Origin of the sequence: uncultured Roseibium sp. (assembly GCF_947499295.1) — a bacterium.
GTDB lineage: Bacteria > Pseudomonadota > Alphaproteobacteria > Rhizobiales > Stappiaceae > Roseibium.
Map to the genome: position 1 here is coordinate 221,193 of NZ_CANMNP010000002.1, position 21,680 is coordinate 242,872.

A 21,680-nucleotide genomic window follows, 5' to 3' on the forward strand; every position below is an offset into this window, starting at 1 on the left:
CCCCGAAAGCTTTGCAGGAATGCAGAACGAAGACGAAGATCAACAAGCGTGCGTGCTCAAGGCCAGAGAAGGGATGGGTTGCATCCGAAGTGCGCGGTGTTCAGGTCGGCTCTCCGACCTCCAGAATGTGCCGATCCGGGTCATGGAAACGAAAAACCCTTTGTCCCCAGGTCTGCCGCTCTATCCCGTGGATCAGTTCAACATGCGGTGCGATGCGGTCAAAGGACGACCAAATATCCGGATCCTCGAAATAGAGTACGAGATTGTTCCTGCCATAAGGTTCGTTCACTTCCGGGTTTCTGGAGAATACGGTTTGCAGCAGCGAGCGCCCTTCATGAAGTGCAAAGCCATTTTCAAAGCGGACAAAATTGCCGTGATCTTCGATGATTTTCAGGCACATAACATCGCGATAGAAAGCCTTCGATCTTTCCATATCCGTCACAAAAGGCAGCGGGTTGATGAACTTCATGAGGTTTCTTGAGATCCGATTTGCAGGGGTGCGACCCAGGCTTGGACCGCCTGAATCGTCATGACTGCTTTTGACCGAAAAGCAGAAACTCTGCGTTTCCATCTCCACCCTTGATGGGAGAAGGGACCATGTCCAGTGCATTCCACCCATTTTGGACGGCAAGCCAATGCTGAAGATCTTTTGCAGACCGGGCTGCAATGCTTGGGTCCACCAGTCCGCCCTTGCCGATGTTGTCCTTGCCGGCCTCGAATTGCGGTTTGACCAGAAAGATGCCTTCTGCACCGGGGGCGGCGAGGTCGAGAGCACGTGGCAGGGCGAGTTTCAGGGAAATGAAACTGACATCAGACACAAGAAGGGAAGGCATGTCGCCCAGAAGATGGTCGCCGGTGAGGTCGCGTGCATTGAGGCCGTCAGTTGCCGCAACACCTGGGTTTTGCCGCAGGCTTTCGTGCAACTGATCGTGTCCGACGTCAATCGCATGGACCTTGGCTGCGCCGCGCTCCAGGAGAACCTGTGTGAAACCGCCTGTAGAAGCGCCGATGTCGAGACAGATCCTGCCGGTGGGATCAACGCCGAAAGCATTGAGACCTTCGATGAGTTTCAATGCCGCACGTGAGACGTAAGTCGCCGCCGGATCGTCTACGGAGACCTTCGCATCCGGACCTATTTTTTGGGCGGGTTTGATGCAGACAGCATCATCAATTGACACGGTTCCGCGCAAAACCGCATCGCGCGCACGGGCCCGGCTGGGAAAGATACCGAGGTCCACAAGTTGCTGGTCTAACCGCTGTTTTGACATGCGCAGCTATTCCGCGATGTGTCGGAGGAAAGGAAAGTCACCGCTCTTTGATGGGCGGTGACGTCAGAAACAATTGGCGATCATGGAGATCAGCCTGTCAGCGTAGACCCGCTCACCGGAATAGAGCCACAATCCGATGGCGAGCACGACGAGCACCGTCGCGCCTGTTGCCAATCCGAAATAAAGAGGCATCCGCATGTGGGTCCGTGAGCTCCTGTGGCAACCCTACGAAGTTGCAGGAGCGTTTTTGATCAGACGCTGCAGCTTACTAAGGGCGTTCTCTTCTGCTTCACCATAGGCGATCGTTCCGACAAATTTATTGTCAGCGTCCATCAGGTAGACAGCAGCTGAATGGTCCATGGTGTAGTCGCCGTCGTCAAGCGGTACTTTTTTGGCATAGACACGATAGGCCTTGATCATGGCATCGATCTGTTCGCGCGAGCCGGTCAAAGGCATGATGCGCTCGTCAAAAGCCCATACGTAGTCCCGCATGACATCAGGTGTGTCTCTTTCCGGGTCGACGGTAACGAAGGCATAATTCAGTTTGCCCGCGTCCTCACCAAGTGCCTCGAGCCATCCCTGAAGCTCGGCTAGCGTTGTCGGGCAAACATCCGGGCAATAGGTGAAGCCGAAAAACAGCACAAGCGGTTTGCCGGCGAATGTTTCGTCGGTAACCGTTTCACCCGAGCCACTGACGAGCTCAAAGGGGCCACCAATGGCGGCCAACGGCTCGATCAGGCTGCCAGAATTGTTGTTGCCTGCGGTCTGCTGATAGACGAGTGCTCCGGATACAACGGCGAGGACGGCAACCGCCGCCCAAGCCAGATACCGGAAGAGTTTCAAGCCAGACATGGAATGTCCTCTTCTTCAAGACGCTTAGTTCTTGCTGTGATCCATTTTGCCATGGTCCATATGACCGGCTGCCATGGTTTTCGCACCCATTTTCGCAATCGCCAGCTCAACGGCAACCTCACCGGCTTTTTCAAAAGTCAGGACAACCGGGACGGTCGCGCCTTCTTCGAATGACTGGTTTAGACCCATGAACATGATGTGCAGACCGCCCGGCTTCAAGGTGACGGTCTCGCCTGCAGGGATTTCGATGCCGCTTTCAAGTTCACGCATTTTCATGACGCCATCCGTAACGGCCATTTCATGCAGTTCAACTTTGCCCGCAACATCGGACGATGCCTTGACCAGTGTGTCGGCTTCGGTGCCGGAATTAACGATTTCGACAAAGCCGCCACCGGCCTTTGCTTTTGGCGGAGTTGCCCGTGTCCAGGCCTGGCCGATGCTCAGATCGCCAGCCGTGTAGTCGCCTGCTGTCGCTGCAAGCGAAACAAGTGTTAGCGCCGTCGCCGCGGCGATGGATTTCCAGAATTTCATAACGTTTCCTTGAGGTCTGAATTCGTGTTGATTTTCAGATCAAGGAGACTGGTGGTGCACGGATTGAATTGAACCGGCCGACGTCGGATTTCCAGCTGTCCTGATAGGCCTGAACCCAACCCGGGGTGCCGGATGCTTGAATGGGCTGGGGGAGGCAGGCATTGCCGGCGAGACAAGGGCCAAGAGCACAGCCATGAGCACAGACCGGACCACACTGACAGGAGAGCGCGTCGTGTTGTCCGGCTAAGTTTTCATGCTGACCTGATGGCTGACACAAGCTCGTAAAGCCTGCCGCTGCCGCCGCATTCGGCGATAAGGCGGTCGCAAGGACGGTGATGCAGAGCCGCATGACAAAAGCAAGAGCGGCAAACGCGACCAATGGGTGGCGTTCCTGGCGCAGCACTTGCAGTTGTGAAACACGCGAGCTCATGCTTCGGCTATACGCCTAATTTCTGGTCAAGTCGAGGGACGAAACAGCGCAGGTCATATCGCCATCAGGTTGGCGGTTGTGGCTCTGTCACCTTGCCTTTTGCGGTCGCGGTTGCTTGTTGAGCTTCTGCATTTTGCTCCTCTGGAATGCCGGCAGCCTTTTCCGCTCCTTCGGATCCGTCTCCTTCCTCGGAGGGTTCGAAATTGTAGATGTCATCTTCATAGGCAGGGAATTCTTCCGGCGGAATGACGTATTCCTCAGCTTCGGCATCCAAAGGCTCGGATGAAATGACGGTACCAACTTGTGCGGTCGATGCATATTCGAAGTCTGTCTTCTCGGCCGCCGGAAGCGCTCTGCGGGCGACAACGCGAGTCAACAGGAAGGTGACCATGATCAGATTGGACCCAATCACCATGTAGAACAGACCGGACGGGCCGGTGTTGCTCATGACAACGGATGCAATCAACGGGCCAGCGATCGAGCCGATGCCGAAGGAGAGCAGCATGCCGGAGGAGGTTTCGACAAAGTCTTCCGCGGCGGCATGGTCAAAGGCATGCGCTACGGCAATTGCGTAAAGCGGTTGCGCTGACATGCCGATCAGAATGCCCATCAGTGCAGCCACGACAAAAGTGCTTGGAGACACCAACACAATCGCAAGGGATGTGGCCGCTGTCGCAACACCAAGGCCGATCAGGACGCGGCGACGGTCAAAGAGGTCTGAAAGCCGTCCGACAGGCCACTGGGAAATGAGCCCGCCGCCAAAGAGCGCTGCTGCGAACAACGCCGCTTCGTTTGTCGTCAAACCGATCTGAGACCCGTAAAGAGGTGACAGTGTGAGGATCGCACCCTGTGTTGCGCCGATAAAGACGACGCCGACAAAGGCCGCCGGTGAGTTCTTGTAAAGCTGGATCGGACGGAAGCGGACAAGCGTGATCGGGGCAGGCTGTGTGGAGGTCGTCAGCGACACGGGCATGACAGCGAGACTGACCGCGACCGAAGCAATCGCAAAGGGAACAAAGGTGGCAATGTTCATGGTCGCGATGGAAATCTGACCTGCCATCAGCGCTCCGAACAGAACGACAATGTAAAACGACATTACCGTGCCGCGGTTTTCGTTGGTGGCACTCTCGTTCAGCCAGCTTTCTGCAATCATGTAAAATCCGGCAAGGCTGAAACCGGAAATCATGCGAATGACGATCCAGGCGTATGGGTCAATGAACACCGGATGCATGATCGCAGCGGCAGACATCAGCGAAACCAAAGCAGCAAATGCGCGGATATGGCCGGCTCGCATAATAATCAGGGGAGCGCCCAGACAGCCAAGCACCATGCCGAAGAAGTAGGCAGATGACATTGCCCCGATTTCAAAATCGGAGAAATAGTATCGGTCAGCGGCCAGAGGCAGCAAAGTCGTTTGAAGCCCGTGCCCGAATATGAACAGGGCAACGGAGAACATGAGTGCGGACACTGAAAGAAGTGTCTGAACCATGGCTGCCTCCCGCGTGCTGAAAACAATGCAAAACGCGCCGGGCGAAACCGACGCGATAACTACTTGCATCCAGCCTTTTCAGTTCTGAAGACGCGTGTCAATCAAGATTCATTTCCGGCCCACAAGCGCATCACCCGGATGCCGGAATACCGCTTCGCAGTGACGCTTATGCGCGTTGCGGTGCAGTCAGGGCTTCGGTTCCAAGAGCTGCGAAAACCGTGCGCATGATGCCGTCGCAATTCAGGCCCGCTGCCGCATACATGGCATCGGGTTTGTCCTGATCCAGATAGGTGTCTGGCAAGGCAAGCGTGCGAATTTTAAGCCCGTTGTCGAGCAGGCTTTCTTCAGCGAGGCGGGTCAGAACATGACTGCCGAAACCACCGTTTGAGCCTTCTTCAACAGTAACAAGAACCTCATGTTCCCGCGCCAGGCGGCGGATGAGGTCCATGTCGAGTGGCTTGGCAAAGCGCGCATCCGCAACGGTTGTCGAGAGGCCTGCGGCATCAAGTTCATCAGCTGCTTTTAGGCACTCGCTCATGCGTCCGCCAAAGCTCAGTAGGGCAACCTTGGTTCCCTCGCGGCGGATGATCCCTTTGCCGATTTCAAGCACACTGCCGCGTTCCGGCAGATCAAGTCCAACACCTTCGCCGCGCGGATAGCGGAAGGATATTGGTCCCTGGTCATAGGCGACAGCAGTCGCCACCATGTGCCTCAATTCCACTTCGTCTGCAGCTGCCATGACCACGAAGCCTGGAAGACAGGACAGAAACGCTGTGTCGAACGCACCGGCATGTGTCGGACCGTCAGCGCCCACCAGGCCAGCACGATCAATCGGGAAGCGAACAGGAAGCCCCTGGATTGCCACGTCATGAATGACCTGGTCATAGGCCCTTTGCAGGAACGTGGAATAAATCGTTGCGAAGGGTTTGAAACCTTCCGTTGCCATGCCGGCAGCGAAGGTTACAGCATGCTGTTCGGCAATGCCGACATCATAGGTTCGCTCAGGAAAGGCTTCGCCGAAGAGGTTCAGGCCTGTGCCGTCGGGCATTGCAGCCGTGATCGCAACGACCTTTTCGTCTGCTTCGGCTTCCTTGATCAGGGACGTGGCAAATACATTTGTGTAGCTGGGCGCGTTTGCCTTCGGCTTGGCCTGCTTGCCGGTTACCACATCGAACTTGGCAACGCCGTGATACTTGTCCTTGGCGCCCTCGGCCGGGCCATATCCCTTGCCCTTTTGCGTGACGGCATGGATGAGAACGGGACCGTGATGCGTATCTCGAACATTTTTCAGGATCGGCAGAAGGTGATCCAGATTGTGGCCGTCGACCGGGCCGACATAATAGAAGCCAAGTTCTTCAAACATGGTTCCGCCTGTCCAGAAGCCGCGTGCATATTCTTCAGCGCGGGCAGCCTTTTCAAAGACAGGCTTCGGCAGGTTCTTGGCAAGGTTTTTGGCAGCGTCCCGCAAGGTCTGGTAGGTCGGGCCCGAAACGAGCTTTGCAAGATATGCGGACATGGCACCGACCGGTGGTGCAATCGACATGTCATTGTCATTCAGGATCACTATAAGGCGGGAGCCGAGATGTCCGGCATTGTTCATCGCCTCGTAAGCCATTCCGGCGGACATGGCACCGTCACCGATCACCGCGATGACATTGTTGTCTCCACCTTTCAGGTCGCGTGCGGCCGCCATGCCGAGCCCGGCTGAAATCGACGTCGAAGAATGAGCGGCCCCGAATGGATCGTAAACACTTTCCGCCCGTTTGGTGAAGCCGGAAAGGCCTTTTCCCTGACGCAGTGTGCGAATGCGGTCGCGTCTTTCCGTCAGGATCTTGTGCGGATAGCACTGGTGTCCAACGTCCCAGATGACTTTGTCGTCCGGTGTGTTGAACACGTAGTGCAAGGCAACTGTCAGTTCCACAACACCGAGGCCTGCTCCCAGATGACCACCGGTAATTGAAACCGCGTCAATGGTTTCCGAGCGCAATTCGTCCGCGAGCTGAAGCAAATCCGCTTCATTCAACTTGCGAAGCTCAGCCGGCGAAGAAATTTTGTCGAGCAATGGGGTTTCGGGTCTGGAAGTCACTACTAAGACGGCTCCAAGATTTCAGGCATGGCGGGCAGGCATACACCAACGGGATATAGCGCGCAAATGGTGGTGTTGGAATGCGCCATTTTGGCCTTGTGTTTCCTTCGGGTGAGATGCTGTGTCTATCGATCTTTGAAAATAAGGTGGCACTGGTGCAAATGCTGCGCAACTTTTGACGAAATTATACGCAATCACCCGTTTGGGTGATGCATCTTTGGTGGATCTGGCCTAATGAATTTATCGTGGTCGATGGGGCCACGTGCACAGTGATCAACTTGGGGTCGCATCTCGCGGCCCCATTTTTTTGTTCAAGGCAATGTCCTGTCATCGTTTTTCGCTTGTACGTTCAACCAGTTAGGCGGTGTTTAGCGCCGATTTGCTGAGCTGTCCTAGAACAGTCCGGCGAGCCTGTAGATCAGGCTTGCGAGTTGCAGTTGTGTATGAGCGCCTGTCTTTTCATAGATACGCCTGAGGTGGGTTTTGGCCGTGTTTCGCGTAATGCCGAGCTGTGCCACCGTCTCGTTCATCGACCCGGTCATCGTCAGGTTCCGGGCCAAGTGAGCCTCTGACTGGGACAGATCGTATCTATCCTGCAGAACCTGCTCGAGTTCTTCCGGCAAATCCGCCGGTTCGCTGACACTGACAAGAAACCAGGGTGTCGATGTAGAACTACTCTCCGTCAGTGCTGGGGGGACCATTTCGATGGCAACCCTGCGAGGCGCATTGTCTGCCGCCGTTACATAGACCGAGCGGGTCTGATCTGCGATGCCGGAAGACTTGAATGTTTGCTGCGAAGAGTTGCACTCCGCAGATAGGTCTTGCAGGGCCGCTTCGATCAACTTGTTTTTGATGACAAGTTTGCCGCGCCTTGGTTCGGCTGCGTCGATGTCGGCAAATGCAGTTGAACCAGTGGGTGTTGCTGCAAGGATATCTCGATCTGCGCTGATGAGAATGACGGAACGGTCCAGGGAGGAAAGCAGGACCTGCTGCATCAGATTGCCGACGCGTTCCTTTTCAAGCTGAAAGTGCAGGCTGAGAGCCGGTGAGATTGCTTTGGTCAATCGCCGGAACGTTTCGCTGGCAACGGCAACATCAACGGTTTCAGGCGTATGTTCCAGGAAGAAGCATCCGAATAGGATGGTGGTTCGGTCACCACGCCAGACAGGAGAGATCAATCCGGGAGCTTGTTGAAGGGGCGCTACCGTGTCCACTTCGGACACTTGATCCATCGCACCGGCCTGATCCACCCGGGAAACGTCATCGGATGCAGAAGCGTGCCGGTTCAGGGCTGTCTTGCAATAAGGATAAAAAAGAGACGCTTCGCTGATCAGGAACTGGAGCGCAGTTCGCCCGCCCTCTGTTTCAATGCGCTCTAGCACGGCTCCGAAATCTCTTGCGGGTGCTTCGCCGCCAAACCCGGAAAGCGGATCGCCGTCATCATCAAACTCGGCGAGAAAACACTTGCAGGCAAGGCTGGAATCGATTGCCTCCAGAATCCGGGGCCATGCTTCCGATTGTGTTGAGCACTCAAGGACGCGTAAAAGTAGTTCGACTTCATCTGTTTTGCTAAGTACAGGCATACAGTGTTTGATCTACTAATTATTACATAGAGTCCTCTTGAGGCTGTAAATATTGATATCAATACAGCCTAAAAAAGGCAATATAAATCGCCTGTTTTGACTGTGAGCTCTGTTGAGAGCCCGCATATCGGTGTATGAATCTGCCGTTGACTCAAGCAAAGTTATCAACTTTGCATGTGTCTCTAGGCGAGCCAATGTCTCCGGAGTTTCAGGTGCCATATGAGCCAGGCAACCGGTTAGGGGGAAACCAGCAGTGTCGCCACGAAGGCTTTTGTACAAGGATTGAATTCTATTGCGGATCGAGTGTCTCGCTGCCGCTCGGCTCTCCGTTTTGTCCGAGTTGAATTTTTTCAACCTTGGCTTCTGCAGACTTCAAAAGCGTATCGCAGTGTTTGCGCAAAACGTCTCCGCGTTCATACATCTCTATGCTTCGCTCGAGCGGTACGTTGCCCTGTTCCAGTTCTCTCACGATGGTTTCCAACTGCTTGAGCGCCTCTTCAAAAGAAAGGCTGGCAATGTCGTTTGCAGCGTCGGTCATCAGTGCGGTTCCTGGTTTGCGTCCAGCGCCAAGAAGCGCCTTGGTGCAAACTTGCGGGCTTGGAGGTCAACGTCAAGACCCCGTGCAGCTATGACATGAAAGATCCCCGTGCTTTTGAGGCCGCTGGTCAGAAACACCCGTCAGCCCGTCATCAGGGTCATGACATGAGCAGCGGTTGATCGGGCCAGTCCTTCAAGATCATAGCCCCCCTCGAGTACGGAAATCACGCGACCGTCGCAGTGTTTGTCCGCGACATCCATAAGCGCCCGCGTGGCCCAGGCGAAGTCGGCTTCAACCAGATTGAGGCCTCCCAGGGGATCCCGCGCATGTGCATCGAACCCGGCTGAAATGATCACCAGTTCAGGCGCATAGTGATCAAGCCGTGGAAGAACGATTACCTCAAACGCTTCCTTGAAACCCGCACCGTCTTCTCCGGGAGCAAGCGGCACATTGACAATTGTGTTTGCCTCACCGGTTTCGGACGCGGCGCCGGAGCCCGGATAGAGCGGCATCTGGTGTGTGGAGCAATACATGACACTCGGGTCGTCCCAGAAGATGTCCTGGGTTCCATTTCCGTGGTGCACGTCGAAATCGATGATTGCCACCCGGTCGATGCCGTATTTGTCCTGCGCATATCGGGCAGCAACTGCAACATTGTTGAAGAAGCAAAAGCCCATCGAGCGGTCTTTTTCCGCATGATGTCCCGGTGGGCGTGAAGCCGAAAAGGCGTTGTTGACCTTTTGGGTCAGCACTTCGTCCACCGCCCGGCAGGCACCGCCGACGCCGCGTAGTGCCGCTTCCCAAGTACCTGGCGACATGGTCGTGTCGGCATCCACTCGCGCGGTGCCTTCGGTAGGAGCGAGCCGGTGCAGCTGATCCACATAACTCATCGGGTGCGCACGTGCGATATCTTCAACAGCACCCATCGGTGCAAGATCCCGCTCAACGGACTGAAACTTCTCATGCTCCAGAATGCGATCGATCGCACGTATCCGGTCGGGGCGTTCCGGGTGCCCAACCGGGGTCAGGTGATCCAGATAAGATGTGTGATGCAGGATGAGCGTGGACAAAGGGGCGTTTCCGGACGTTATTTGATTAAATTTTGTCCGGGTATCAGAACGGTTGTGTTTGAAGCTGTCAATTGACGATAGGTATCAGGGCGTGCAGAGGCATGGAGGTGCTTAGCGCCAAAAAAAGAGGCCGGCAATTTCGCCGGCCTTGGTAAAGGTGCGAGCACCGCAATGCCCGAGGGGAGGTCCGCTGCATCTCAATTCTGATTGTTAAACTACGTGATTCCAGTAAGGGAATGCGAGCTTTTTACCGTAATCCCTCTGCATGCCGGTGTTGATAAGTGCGTTGGATACCCAATTTTGACCATTCTTATTGGGCGATTTGCTTAGGAGAAGTTACGTCATCACGCGAGCGTAACTTAAAAACTGGCTGACGTTTCTTGCCGCATCATGAACTTAACTTAAGTTGATTAGACACGTTTTCCCGCATCAGGAGATGTTCGGGAGCTGCTGATTTTTAAGGCTTTTTTAACAAGTGGTAAAGAAAGCGGCAAAATTTTCATCGCCAGGTTGCTGACCCTTCTATGTGAAAGTCGGGCCTTCAGCCGGTTCCGCGCGGAGCGGCCGCACGGCGCAGTCGGTCGTTGATTGCCTCGCCCAATCCAAAGTTGGGGATAATTTGTGCGCGAATGACGTCAGCACCGCTGGAATCGAGCGTCCGCATGGCGTGGAAAAGGTTTGCAGCAGCTTCGGCGAGGTTGCCGGACGGACTCAAATTAATGTCAGAAAAGGCTCTTTCTGCACCCGGCAATGGATCAGGACCGAATGACAACAATGCGTCTGCTGGGCTGGCCTCGGTCGCGTTCATCACCAGCTTTGCATCTGGTGCGTAGTGCGACGACAGCATTCCCGGAGCCGTCGGTGCATTTTCTGTCCCGTTGCCTTCGGCCCATTCAAGTTGCTCACCGAGAACCGCCTCGATATCTTCGCGCGCAAGGCCGCCCGGACGGAGCAGGAGTGGTTGGTCGTCCACAAGGCCGACGATCGTGGATTCGATCCCAACGGGACAGGGGCCAGTGTCGACAATCGCTCCAAGTGCCGGGCCAAGATCCGCGATAACGTCTTCGGCCCGTGTCGGACTGATCCTGCCTGAGCGGTTTGCGCTTGGTGCAGCAAGTGGTCGCCCTGTCTTTTCAGCGAGGAAGCGCATGACCGGGCCTTCTGGAACACGAAGCGCAACCGACGCAAGTCCGGCGGTCGCCAGATCGGAAATGGATGACGATGCTCTCCGTGGGACAACCAAAGTCATAGGGCCTGGCCAAAAAGCTTTCGCAAGGCGGATTGCCTTGTCACTGAATGCCCCGTGCTCAAGCGCTGCTTCAGTTGACGGCAGATGAGAGATCAGCGGGTTGAATTGCGGTCGCCCCTTGGCCTCAAAGATTTTTGCGCAGGCCAGTCCATTGGTCGCATCTGCTGCCAGTCCGTAGACCGTTTCCGTTGGAATTGCAGCAAGGTTGCCGCTCAACAGCACTTCCGCGACCGCTTCTGCCTGCGGTGTGGATTGCCAGTAGGGCAAGTCGGTATCGAGGGTCCATCGCTGCATCCAACACCCAATGTTCCAATGATTTCAGAAGCCGGCGAACGGTTACCACAAAAAAGACGAGGACCTGCCGCTGCGGCATGGGTTGACGTTAACGTCAACTGGTCTATTGTCCTGTCCAACTGCTGTACACACGCGCCTTTTGCGGAGAAGCCCGCCTCGCGTCAAGCTTAAAACAGCGAAAAACAATACCGGACGTCGTAAACCCGGCCGTTCGTGGGAGGACCTGAATGTATCGCGCACCAGTAGAGGAAATTGCTTTCACCTTGAAGCGTGTCTGCGGCCTGGATGATCTGCAGGACAATCCGCATCACGCTGAGTTGGGAGACGATCTTGTGGATGCGATCCTGAATGAGGCCGGGCGGTTTGCAGCCGAAGAAATTGCCCCACTCAACACAGTTGCCGACAAGCATGGCACACCTTTGGTGGATGGAAACGTGTCGACGCCTCCCGGATGGCGCGACGCATATCATGCATGGATCGAAGGCGGTTGGAATGGCCTGACGGCGGCACCCGAACATGGCGGGCAAGGATTGCCACAGATGCTTTCGGCAGCGGCGATGGAGATGTGGAACTCCGGTTCAATGGCATTCGCCATCGGTCCGACGCTTACAATCGGCGCTGTTGAAGCGATGGAAAAGCATGCTTCCGATGCGTTGAAAGCCAAGTATCTTGAGAAATTGGTTTCAGGCGAGTGGATGGGCACCATGAACCTGACGGAACCTCAGGCAGGGTCGGATCTCAACGCGCTCAAGGCCAAGGCGGAGCGTGCCGATGACGACAGTTATCGCATCTTTGGGCAAAAGATCTTCATCACCTATGGCGATCATGACCTGACCGAAAACATCATTCACATGGTGTTGGCACGTTTGCCCGACGCTCCCGCAGGCACCAAGGGTATTTCGCTGTTTCTGGTTCCAAAATTCCTGGTCAATGATGACGGCTCGCTAGGCGAGAGAAACGACGTCACAGTCGCGGGCGTTGAGCACAAGATGGGCATTCACGGTTCTCCAACATGCACCATGGTCTATGGTGATGAAGACGGCGCGAAGGGCTGGTTGATCGGCGAAGAGAACCGGGGTCTGGCCTGCATGTTCACCATGATGAACAATGCGCGTTTGGCAGTTGGGATTCAGGGTCTCGGTGTTGCCGAACGTGCTTATCAGCACGCCCTGGGCTACGCCGTCGATCGGCGGCAGGGCAAGGCACCCGGTGACAAAAGCGAAGGCATGAGCCCGATCGCGCGTCATCCGGACATCAAGCGCATGTTGCTCGGCATGAAATCGCGAACGCAGGTCGCGCGCGCCGTTTGTTATGCCTGTGCACATGCGATCGACATGTCCAATGTCGTGGACAATGAGGTCGAACGGGCATTCTGGAACGATCGCGCCAGTCTGCTGACACCAATTGCAAAGGCTCTGTCGACGGATTTCGGTGTTGAGGTCGCCTCACTCGGGGTGCAGATCCACGGCGGTATGGGCTTCATCGAAGAAACCGGCGCTGCACAGCATCTTCGTGATGCCCGTATTGCTCCGATCTATGAAGGAACGAACGGGATTCAATCCATAGATCTGGTTCTGCGCAAGCTGCCACTTGCCGGTGGGGAGCACATCAAGGGCTTTATTGATGAACTCAATGGGATAGCCAGCGATGTTGCCGCATCCAATCGCCCGGAATTCGGAGCTGCATCGGAGCGCCTTTTCGCCGGCATCAAGGATCTGGAAGAGGCAACAGACTACATGCTTACCGCATTGTCGGAAGGCAGGGTTGCCGATGCGCTCTCCGGTGCTACGCCTTACCTGCGCATCGCTGGGCTGGCACTTGGTGGCGCATTGCTTTGCAAAGGTGCTTTGCGCTCTTCAGAAGAACCTGCTGCCAGGATGGCGGAACGTACGCTTCTGGCACGAAGCTACTGCGAAACGCTGTTGGGCGAAACTGCGGGCTTGAGATCCGACATTCTGCTGTCAGCCGAGGCAATCACAGCCTTCGACGCAGAAGCCTTGGCCTCCTGAACGCGCCGATTGGAGAATTTGGGTGATCCTGAAAACACTTGAGAACGGCGTTCAGACATTGCGTCTGAACAGGCCGGAGAAAAAGAATGCCCTGACCGGGCAGATGTATAGCGACCTCGCGGAAGCTCTGGAACAAGGCAACAGCGACACGAATGTGCGCTGTCACCTGATTTGCGGTCAGCCTGAGGTTTTTACCGCGGGAAACGACATCGGCGATTTCCTGCAATATGCGGGCAAGGTCGCTATTTCAGACACGCCGGTTGTCCGTTTCCTGCGGGCTTTGGTTCGAAATCAGAAGCCTGTTGTTGCATCGGTCGACGGCATTGCCATTGGCGTTGGTACGACATTGCTGATGCATTGCGACATGGTGTTTGCAAGCCCGCGTGCGCTTATCCGTTCACCCTTCGTTGATTTGGGCCTTGTGCCCGAGGCCGGATCCAGTCTGCTGGGTCCGCAATTGATGGGGCATGCGCGCGCATTTGAACTGCTTTGTCTGGGCAACGCGTTTTCAGCAGAAAAGGCGGTGCAAATCGGCCTGGTCAACCAGATTGTTGAGGACGATGTGGACGCGGTGGCGCTCGCCTGCGCAAAGGACATTGCCGCAAAACCACCGGAAGCCATGGCATTGTCCCGCAAGTTGTTGCGCGGCAATGTCGATGAGCTTTCCGAGCGGGTTGAAGAAGAGATTCAGATTTTTGCAGCCAGATTGACCGCACCGGAAACGATTGCTGCCTTTCAGGCATTCATGATGAAGAAGAAGGCCTGAGCTTACACCCGACCCACATTTGAGTTTGGGTCAAGCTTTGGCTGACACACAGGAGGAGGTCTTCATGTCCCTGAAGGGAAAGACACTATTTGTCACCGGTGCTTCTCGTGGCATTGGAAAGGCCATCGCATTGAGAGCAGCCCGTGATGGTGCAAACATCGCGGTCGCCGCCAAAACCGCAGAACCTCATCCCAAGCTAGAAGGCACGATATTTACAGCTGCCGAAGAAATCGAGGCCGCCGGCGGTAAGGCGCTGCCGATCGTTCTCGATGTGCGCGAGGATGAGGCGGTCAAGGCCGCGATCGACAAGACGGCTGACCATTTCGGCGGGCTCGACATTCTTGTCAACAATGCCAGCGCCATACAGTTGACGCCTCTTCAGCAAACGGACATGAAACGGTTCGATCTGATGCACCAGGTCAACACACGCGGGACGATGGCTTGCTGCAAGCATGCAATTGAACACCTCAAGCATGCCGACAATCCACATATACTTATGCTGTCTCCGCCACTCGACATGAAGGAAAAATGGTTTGCGCCCTTCACACCCTATGCGATTGCCAAATATGGCATGAGTCTGGTGGTGCTCGGTTTGTCGGGAGAACTCCGGTCCAAAGGCATCGCCGTCAATGCCTTGTGGCCGCGCACTACGATTGCGACTGCTGCCATAAAGAACATTATCGGCGGCGACAAGATGATGCAGCAAAGCCGGACACCAGACATCCTCGCGGATGCCGCCTATGAGATTTTCACTTCGCCGTCGAGAGACTTTACCGGCGAGTTCCTGATCGACGACACCTTCCTTGCAAGTCGTGGTGTTACTGATTTCAACCGCTACCGCGTTGACCCGAGCCTCTCGCTGGCGCCCGATTTCTTCGTTCCAGATGACAGCGAAGCACCATGCGAACTCGGACCACTCGCTAAGTGAACCTGACTTGATCATTGGCCTGAACGGGGTTGCTTTTTTGGACCCGTTCAGGCAGTTTTTCGGAGCCGATGAGGGCGGCTGCCGGATCCGCGGAAAGCGCAAGCACCCTGACCACTGACAAAATAAGCCGGTTTTTCACCTGCGCCCGAAAACAGCGGATCGTCCGGGCCTGAACCAGGAGAAAAGCCATGTCCAATGGACCTTTGTCTTCCCTCGATAGCTACAAGAAAGCTGCAAGGCAGCTCAAAAAGGCGCATACCAATAGTGATGCCGACGCACTTGCACGCGTTGCCGCGCACGTTGACCCGGCAAAGGCGCTCCGGCATGCGGATTTTCTGCATGTGATCGCGTGCGAAGCGGGCCAGAATAGCTGGCCGAAGCTAAAATTCGCGCTGGAAAGTGCGGCTATGAGCAAGGCTGAAAAAGCCGAGCGGCTCAAAATGGCGCTCTATTTCGGTCAGCATTGGATCACCGAAAAACTGCTTCAGGATGCCCCTGATCTCAAAGACGAGAACTTCGGACTGCAAGTTGCACTCTACGATCTGGCGTCTGTGCGCAGCGCAATCGAGGGCGACCGGGATGTTGCAACCCGAATTGTCGGCATTCGCTCGCCCCTGTTGCATCTCGCGTTTTCAAAGGAAATCCATCGCCGCCCTGAGAAACTGAATGACATGATGTCCATAGCCGAACTGCTGGTCGCAAACGGTGCAGATGTCGATGACAGGTATCCGGCACAGCCCGGCCAAGAACACAAGCTGTCGGCACTGTACGGTGCGATGTGTCATGCCGATAACTTCGAGCTTGGAAAATGGCTGCTGGATCGCGGAGCTGATCCGAATGACGATGAAAGCCTGTACCACAGTACCGAGCTTGGTCAGACGAGGGCATTGTCGCTGCTGCTGAAGCGCGGCGCCAAACCAAACGGTACAAACGCCTTGCCGCGCGCCCTGGACACGGAGAATGTGGACATGGTGCGTCTGTTGCTGGAGGCGGGGGCCGACCCGAATTTGTCAGTGCCGGATCATCCGAGCGGAGAGCCTATGGACACGATACCGTCCCTTCATCAGGCGGTTCGGCGCGGGCGGTCGGTTGCGGTGATCGAGCTGCTTCTCGAATTCGGAGCCGATCCGTCGGGGATCTGGAAGGGGCACACTCCTTATGGTCTTGCGCGGATCTATGGAAATCGTGCAGCCGCCAGATATCTGGAGTCTCGGGATCATGCACCCGAGCTGTCGGCAAACGAGCAAGTTCTGGCCAAGTGCGCGGATGGGGCACCTGAACCCGGCCAGCTGATTGTCCAGGACTTGAACGACGAGGACAAATGCCTCTTAACCAATCTCGTCGGCGAACCTGGAAGGCTCGACCACGCGAAAGCGCTGGTGAAGGCCGGGCTTGACCCGAACGCGATCGACAGCATGGGAATGTCACCGCTTCACATCGCCGGTTGGAATGGTCTGGTTCCTGAGATCACATTCTTCCTTTCCTTCAATCCGGATTTGGATAGGACAAACGGATACGGAGGAGATGCACTCGATACGGTGCTACACGGATCGGAATTCGCACCACAAAGATCGGAAGCTGACCACATCCAGTGCGCGCGGTTGCTGCTTGAAGCTGGCAGTGTTCTTCACCCTAAATTCCTGACCAATTGCGGCAATGAGGAGATGGCGCAGTTTCTTGAGGACTGGGCCGCACGGGGTCACAGCTGACCGGCGGGCCATTGGTGCCCACTTGGCGGTCAATGAAGAGGCGCAAAAGGTGCCTGAAGCCAACAAAACCTGTTGCAATTGCCAAGCACATGTTCTGGAAACTTGGCAATTGCACTGCTACTAGTCACGGTTATTCAAACCGATTGAATGAAGTGGAGTAATACCGATGGAAGGTGCAATGGACCAGATGGGCGTCTACATGCCGCTCATCATTAATGCGGCGAAAGCCCTTGTTGTCCTGATTATCGGCTGGTTCCTGGCCGGTTTCCTGGCGGGCATTGTCAGAAAACGGATCGTCAGTCACCCGCAAATCGACGACACGATTGGTGGATTTGCAGCTTCCATCGTTCGCTGGTTGGTGCTTCTGGTTACCATCATCGCGATCCTTCAGCTGTTCGGCATTGAGGCAACCAGCCTGGTTGCGGTTCTCGGTGCAGGTACTCTGGCCGTCGGTCTGGCCTTGCAGGGAACGCTCAGCGACATCGCGGCCGGTGTCATGCTGATCATTTTCCGGCCGTACAAGATCGGTCAGTTCGTTGACATTGGTGGCACATCCGGAACCGTGAAGGACCTCAATATTTTTGTCACCGAACTGGTAACGCCGGACAACGTTCAGATCATCATGCCCAATGGCAAGGCGTGGGGCACGGTGGTGACCAACTATTCTGCACACGAAACACGCCGTCTCGATCTGACCTTCGGCATCGACTATGGAGATGACGCAGACAAGGCCACACAGATCATTCTGGATGTTGCGAATGCCGACGACCGTGTATTGAAGGAACCTGAGCCCTGGGTACGCGTGACCAATCTCGGCGACAGTTCAGTGGACCTGGGCGTCCGTATTTGGTGCAACGCAAGCGACTATTGGGAGCTCAAGTTCCACATGTTGAAAACAGTGAAGGAAGCCTTCGACGCAGGCGGCATTTCCATTCCGTATCCGCACGCGGTCGAAATCCAGAAGGCCGGTTGATCCGGAAGACCTGGTTCGCTCAAGGAGATCGCATCACCCGGATGCGGTCTCCTTTTTTAGTGTCTGATCTGATGTTTCAGGCTCTGAGGTTTTGGAAAGTTCCTCAGCATTGGCGGTCTTTTCTGGCGAAGGTTCGATAGACGGCTGTCTGGCGGCCGTAGCGTCATTTGCAGGCTCCGGTGCGGCACTTCCTGCTTCGGCCAATTCAGGGTTGGCATCACCGGCTACAATATCGACTTTGTCGATATGGTCTGCTTCCGGCTTTGCCAATTCCGAAGGTTCTGGCGTTGCGACTTGCGCGTCATCTTCCTGTGGCGTGTCCGGGTCTTTTTTGGTGAAGACCGGAAACACCGGATCCTCAACGTCGTGCTCAGGCTCGTCGACGTTCATGAGTTGACGTTCCTGCGCCAGGCCGACCACGTGATCGCGCAGATCCGGGTGCTGCTCCATCAATGCCTTGAAATCATGGGCTTTGAGGTAAAGGAGCTGACAATAGCCAAGGGCAAAAACATCCGCGCTGCGACGACCGCCGGTCATGAGCGCAATTTCACCGAAAACATCGCCACGTCCCAGGCGCACATTATGTGTCGGCGCGCGCACTTCCACGGCACCTGATGCGATGAAGTAGGCGGCGTCACCTCGGTCACCCTTTCGGATCAGTCTTTCTCCGGGCGTTGCAAATTGCGGCCGCATCATGCGCCGGATCGCCTTTTGCTGCTTGCGTGGAAGATCTGCGAACAGCGGATGAGCGCTGACCAGTTCCCGGGTTTTCAGCCCGAGGTCGAGTTTCGGTCGCGTGTGGCTGGATCGGCGGGACCGTTCAACATCACGGAGCAGGTTCCGATGAAGCTCTGTGCCGATCAGCATCTGGTCCCGGGCATTATCGAGTGCCGTTTCTTCCAGACGCACACCGGCCTTGCGCAGGAACTGATCCTCCAGGGCGTCTGCATAGTCCGGGTATTGAAGACGCAGGGCATCGATTGCCTGCATGGTCTCGTCCTGGCGAATGGCCAGTGTGTCCTGCAAAATATCCGCGACACGTTCGCCGAGCAGCGGTCTGATATGCAGATTGTTGAAGTCGATCAAGTCGTCAGCAAGGATACGGTACACCAGCAAAAACTCGAACCGGTCGGCAAGCCGGTTTGCCAAGGGTCTTGCAATGCGCAGACGCCGTTGAAGCATCTGTGCAAGTCGAAATCCGAGGCCGAATTTCAGCGGCTTACGAACTGCTTTGTTATATCCCGAGCGACCGTCGCTTCGGGTAAGGTCGCCAACGCGTCCGGTCAATGTCAGAAAGCGCGAAACTGAACGGCCTGAAATCGTCTTTTCATGAAAATGCTGAAGAACAAGTTGCTGTTCGCGATCTGCCAAAGCGATCAGCCCGATACGCACGCGATCCCAGTCGCTGAGTTCTTCCAGCTTGTTGGTCTCGGCTGCCGCAGCCGCAGCACGCTCCTCATAGTCCTGAAGGACCTTTTTGGTGACACGCGGTTCGATGTGATAGTTCTCTGCCGCTTCTTCGATTTCCTGACGCACATCAGATAGCGACAACGCCAGAAACTGTGTTCTGACCGCTTCATCGAGCGCATTCAATTTGTTGAGGCCGAGCAGGCGGATCAAAGGTTTCAAGCTGGTGCCATAGACCAGCAGTGTGAAAAGAACAAAGCCGGTCGCCAGCTTCGTTATGAATGTCGAGACCTCCTCACCCAGCCCGGTATGTTCGGAGACACTGAGTGCGAGCGTCAATGTGACTGCGCCGCGCATGCCTCCCCAGAGCATCACCGTCTTGTAACGATTGTTCACCGATTGCCCGGCTCGCAGTTTGCTCAAGACCGGTAACAGTCCGAAGATCACCACTGCACGTGCGGCAAATGCAGCAAGCACGACCACCACCAGAAGCAGGATATCGATGGGTGTGAAGCCTTCGACAAATCGCGGGATCAGAATTGCGGACAGCAGGAAGATGAGGGACGCAGCCCAGAACGCAATCTGTTCCCAGACCGAATGCAGGAACCGCCAGTTGGCAGGCTGTATGCGGGCAGGGCCATAGAGATTGAAGACTGTTCCTGCACAGACAACAGCAACAACTGCGGAAACATCTGCGAACTGGTCGCTGAGGACATAGGTCCCATAAGGCAGAGCAAGGCTGAGTGTTACCTGCGCCAGAGGAAGGTCACGCATAAGCGGCAGCAAGGAGACCGCTATTCGTGCGAGTACAGTGCCGACGACAATGCCGCCAATGAAAGACCTGACAAAGGCCACAAGCGCCTCGTTTGCCGACATGGACTGATTGCCGGTGAGAATGTCCAGAATGATGACGAAGATAACGATCGCGGCAGCATCGTTAAGCAGGCTTTCGCCCTCAACAATCCTGCCGAGTCTGGGCGGCGCGCCGATATCCCTGAAAATGGCGACGACCGCGACCGGGTCTGTCGTTGCAACGATCGCTCCAAGCAACAGGCAGGCGAGCAGGGAGATGCCGGCAATATTGGCGAGGCTGGTCAGTGGATAAAGCGCGAAACCTATAAAGGCCGTTGCCACGAAAACCGCGACGACTGCCATGACCAGTATGGGGCCGATATCTTCGAACATGCGCCGCACGTCCAGCGTCAGCGCCGTCTGAAATAGCAAAATAGGCAGGAAAATATAGAGAATCATCTCCGAGTTCAGCGGAGGATCTACGAAGACTGCCGCGATTTCGTTGAGTGCATCCGTATGGGCCGTATAAAGCAGATAGGTAGCGAGAATACCAATCAGCGTTCCGACCATGGCCAGAAGAACACTGGGCGCAAGTCCAAGGCGTCGTGCGATCGGCTGAAGCACGGAAATCGTAATCAATAGCAGCGCGAAGACGCCTGTAATCAGTGGGGTATCCATTACGGCAATGTGCCCCGCGAATGCGGCAATTTCAAATAACCGGTCGAATTAATTTATGAATTTCAGTTAAGGCGACGCGGCGCTGGCGGCTTTTCGCTCCGAAAGCCAGATGCCACCGAGGACAAACACCAGTGCGAGGCCGTGATGCCATTTGAAGGGTTCGTTCAGGATCGACACTGCCAATACGGCGGCAAAAATCGGGACCAGGTTGATAAAGACCCCGGCCCGAGCCGGACCGATCAGCTCCACACCGCGCATGAAGAAGATCTGCGACAGGCAAGAGGGAAAGACGGCAATGTATAGCACCACCAGCCATCCCTTGGCGGTGGGCCACTGCACCGTGCCTGCACTGATTTCGTAAAGGAGGCCCGGGATTGAGGTGGCAACGGCAATGCCGGACAGAATTGCAAAGAACACCAGTCCGGAAACCTGCGGCCTGTTTCGGAGAGCCAGGGTGTAACCGGAGTAAAGAACACAAGCGATAAACATGACGCCGTCACCGGGATTGACGGCGAGTGCAAGCAGTGTCTCCAGTTTGCCCTGCGCGGCGATCAAGGTGACGCCGGCCAAGGTCAACAGGATGCCGCACACCTGCAAAACCCGAACCTTTGCTCCAAAAGCAATCACGGAACCGATCAGAACCAGAATGGGCATGGAACCCTGAATGATGCCGAGATTGACCGCTGTCGTTTGACCGGCAGCGATATAGAACAGCGAATTGAAGGCCACAAACCCGAGAGCTGCCATGAGCACCATGCGCGGAAAGAAAAATGGTTTGATGACCGGCCAGTCTGCCCGGATGCGCGGCCACAGCAGCGGCAACATGATGGACGCGACAATCACCCAACGCAGGAAGACAACCGCCATGGGAGAAACTTCACCGACTGCCAGACGGCCGGCGACCGTGTTTCCACCCCAGAACAGTGTGGTCAGGCCGAGCATGACGATGGCATTGCCGAAGGTCAGGTCGCCAAATCGTTTTGCGAGAGCGCGCATGAGGTCCTGTGAGGAGTGAGCGGGAGAACGAG

General features: G+C 55.7%; 19 protein-coding genes. 5 read left to right on the plus strand and 14 right to left on the minus strand.

Translation table 11 applies throughout. The features are described from left to right. Positions 1–100: 100 nt before the first annotated feature. The 12 genes from Q0835_RS05145 to Q0835_RS05200 all read right to left on the minus strand — a co-directional run bounded on the left by Q0835_RS05145 (position 101) and on the right by Q0835_RS05200 (position 11,390). A complete protein-coding gene (locus Q0835_RS05145; protein ID WP_298959009.1) occupies positions 101–469 on the minus strand; it encodes a VOC family protein in 369 nt (122 codons plus the stop codon). 58 nt (positions 470–527) lie between these two features. Beyond that, a complete protein-coding gene (locus tag Q0835_RS05150) occupies positions 528–1,268 on the minus strand; it encodes a TlyA family RNA methyltransferase (protein WP_298959012.1) in 741 nt (246 codons plus the stop codon). A gap of 63 nt (positions 1,269–1,331) precedes the next feature. After that, positions 1,332–1,466 carry a hypothetical protein gene (locus Q0835_RS05155; protein WP_298813673.1) on the minus strand — a complete coding sequence of 45 codons (135 nt, stop codon included), beginning with the start codon at positions 1,464–1,466 and terminating at the stop codon, positions 1,332–1,334. A gap of 27 nt (positions 1,467–1,493) precedes the next feature. Further along, positions 1,494–2,120 carry an SCO family protein gene (locus tag Q0835_RS05160; protein WP_298959014.1) on the minus strand — a complete coding sequence of 209 codons (627 nt, stop codon included), beginning with the start codon at positions 2,118–2,120 and terminating at the stop codon, positions 1,494–1,496. Positions 2,121–2,144: 24 nt separating this feature from the next. After that, on the minus strand, positions 2,145–2,651 hold the full coding sequence (locus Q0835_RS05165; RefSeq protein ID WP_298813669.1) for a copper chaperone PCu(A)C: 507 nt from the start codon (positions 2,649–2,651) through the stop codon (positions 2,145–2,147). Between the two features lie 34 nt (positions 2,652–2,685). Then, positions 2,686–3,081: a hypothetical protein gene (locus Q0835_RS05170; RefSeq protein WP_298959017.1), complete on the minus strand. Its 396-nt coding sequence runs from the start codon at positions 3,079–3,081 to the stop codon at positions 2,686–2,688. Positions 3,082–3,145: 64 nt separating this feature from the next. Continuing rightward, on the minus strand, positions 3,146–4,570 hold the full coding sequence (locus Q0835_RS05175) for an MFS transporter (protein WP_298959018.1): 1,425 nt from the start codon (positions 4,568–4,570) through the stop codon (positions 3,146–3,148). 166 nt (positions 4,571–4,736) lie between these two features. After that, on the minus strand, positions 4,737–6,656 hold the full coding sequence (gene dxs / locus Q0835_RS05180) for a 1-deoxy-D-xylulose-5-phosphate synthase (RefSeq protein ID WP_298813662.1): 1,920 nt from the start codon (positions 6,654–6,656) through the stop codon (positions 4,737–4,739). A 392-nt stretch (positions 6,657–7,048) separates the two neighbouring features. Beyond that, positions 7,049–8,239 (minus strand): hypothetical protein, encoded by a 1,191-nt coding sequence (locus tag Q0835_RS05185; protein WP_298959021.1) that lies wholly within the window; start codon positions 8,237–8,239, stop codon positions 7,049–7,051. 289 nt (positions 8,240–8,528) lie between these two features. Next, on the minus strand, positions 8,529–8,777 hold the full coding sequence (locus Q0835_RS05190) for an exodeoxyribonuclease VII small subunit (RefSeq protein WP_152502994.1): 249 nt from the start codon (positions 8,775–8,777) through the stop codon (positions 8,529–8,531). 140 nt (positions 8,778–8,917) lie between these two features. Continuing rightward, positions 8,918–9,847, minus strand: coding sequence for a histone deacetylase family protein (locus tag Q0835_RS05195; RefSeq protein WP_298959023.1), 930 nt, complete (start codon positions 9,845–9,847; stop codon positions 8,918–8,920). Between the two features lie 541 nt (positions 9,848–10,388). Next, entirely contained in the window at positions 10,389–11,390 is a 1,002-nt protein-coding gene (locus Q0835_RS05200; protein ID WP_298959026.1) for an L-threonylcarbamoyladenylate synthase, read from the minus strand. 227 nt (positions 11,391–11,617) lie between these two features. Here Q0835_RS05200 and Q0835_RS05205 point away from each other — a divergent pair, with 227 nt between their 5' ends. From Q0835_RS05205 to Q0835_RS05225, 5 genes are all read left to right on the plus strand, one after another. After that, entirely contained in the window at positions 11,618–13,399 is a 1,782-nt protein-coding gene (locus Q0835_RS05205; RefSeq protein ID WP_298959027.1) for an acyl-CoA dehydrogenase, read from the plus strand. Positions 13,400–13,421: 22 nt separating this feature from the next. Then, complete coding sequence (locus Q0835_RS05210) at positions 13,422–14,165, plus strand: crotonase/enoyl-CoA hydratase family protein (RefSeq protein ID WP_298959030.1); 744 nt, start codon at positions 13,422–13,424, stop codon at positions 14,163–14,165. A gap of 64 nt (positions 14,166–14,229) precedes the next feature. Continuing rightward, positions 14,230–15,093: an NAD(P)-dependent oxidoreductase gene (locus Q0835_RS05215; RefSeq protein ID WP_298959032.1), complete on the plus strand. Its 864-nt coding sequence runs from the start codon at positions 14,230–14,232 to the stop codon at positions 15,091–15,093. 188 nt (positions 15,094–15,281) lie between these two features. Beyond that, on the plus strand, positions 15,282–16,802 hold the full coding sequence (locus tag Q0835_RS05220; RefSeq protein ID WP_298959035.1) for an ankyrin repeat domain-containing protein: 1,521 nt from the start codon (positions 15,282–15,284) through the stop codon (positions 16,800–16,802). Between the two features lie 166 nt (positions 16,803–16,968). Further along, the gene (locus Q0835_RS05225) at positions 16,969–17,775 is read left to right on the plus strand and encodes a mechanosensitive ion channel domain-containing protein (protein WP_298959039.1); all 807 of its coding nucleotides are present in this window, start codon (positions 16,969–16,971) and stop codon (positions 17,773–17,775) included. 33 nt (positions 17,776–17,808) lie between these two features. Here Q0835_RS05225 and Q0835_RS05230 read toward each other — a convergent pair whose 3' ends face one another. Next, the gene (locus Q0835_RS05230; protein WP_298959042.1) at positions 17,809–20,652 is read right to left on the minus strand and encodes a cation:proton antiporter; all 2,844 of its coding nucleotides are present in this window, start codon (positions 20,650–20,652) and stop codon (positions 17,809–17,811) included. Between the two features lie 66 nt (positions 20,653–20,718). Next, on the minus strand, positions 20,719–21,648 hold the full coding sequence (locus Q0835_RS05235) for a DMT family transporter (protein ID WP_298813643.1): 930 nt from the start codon (positions 21,646–21,648) through the stop codon (positions 20,719–20,721). Between the last annotated feature and the right edge of the window lie 32 nt (positions 21,649–21,680).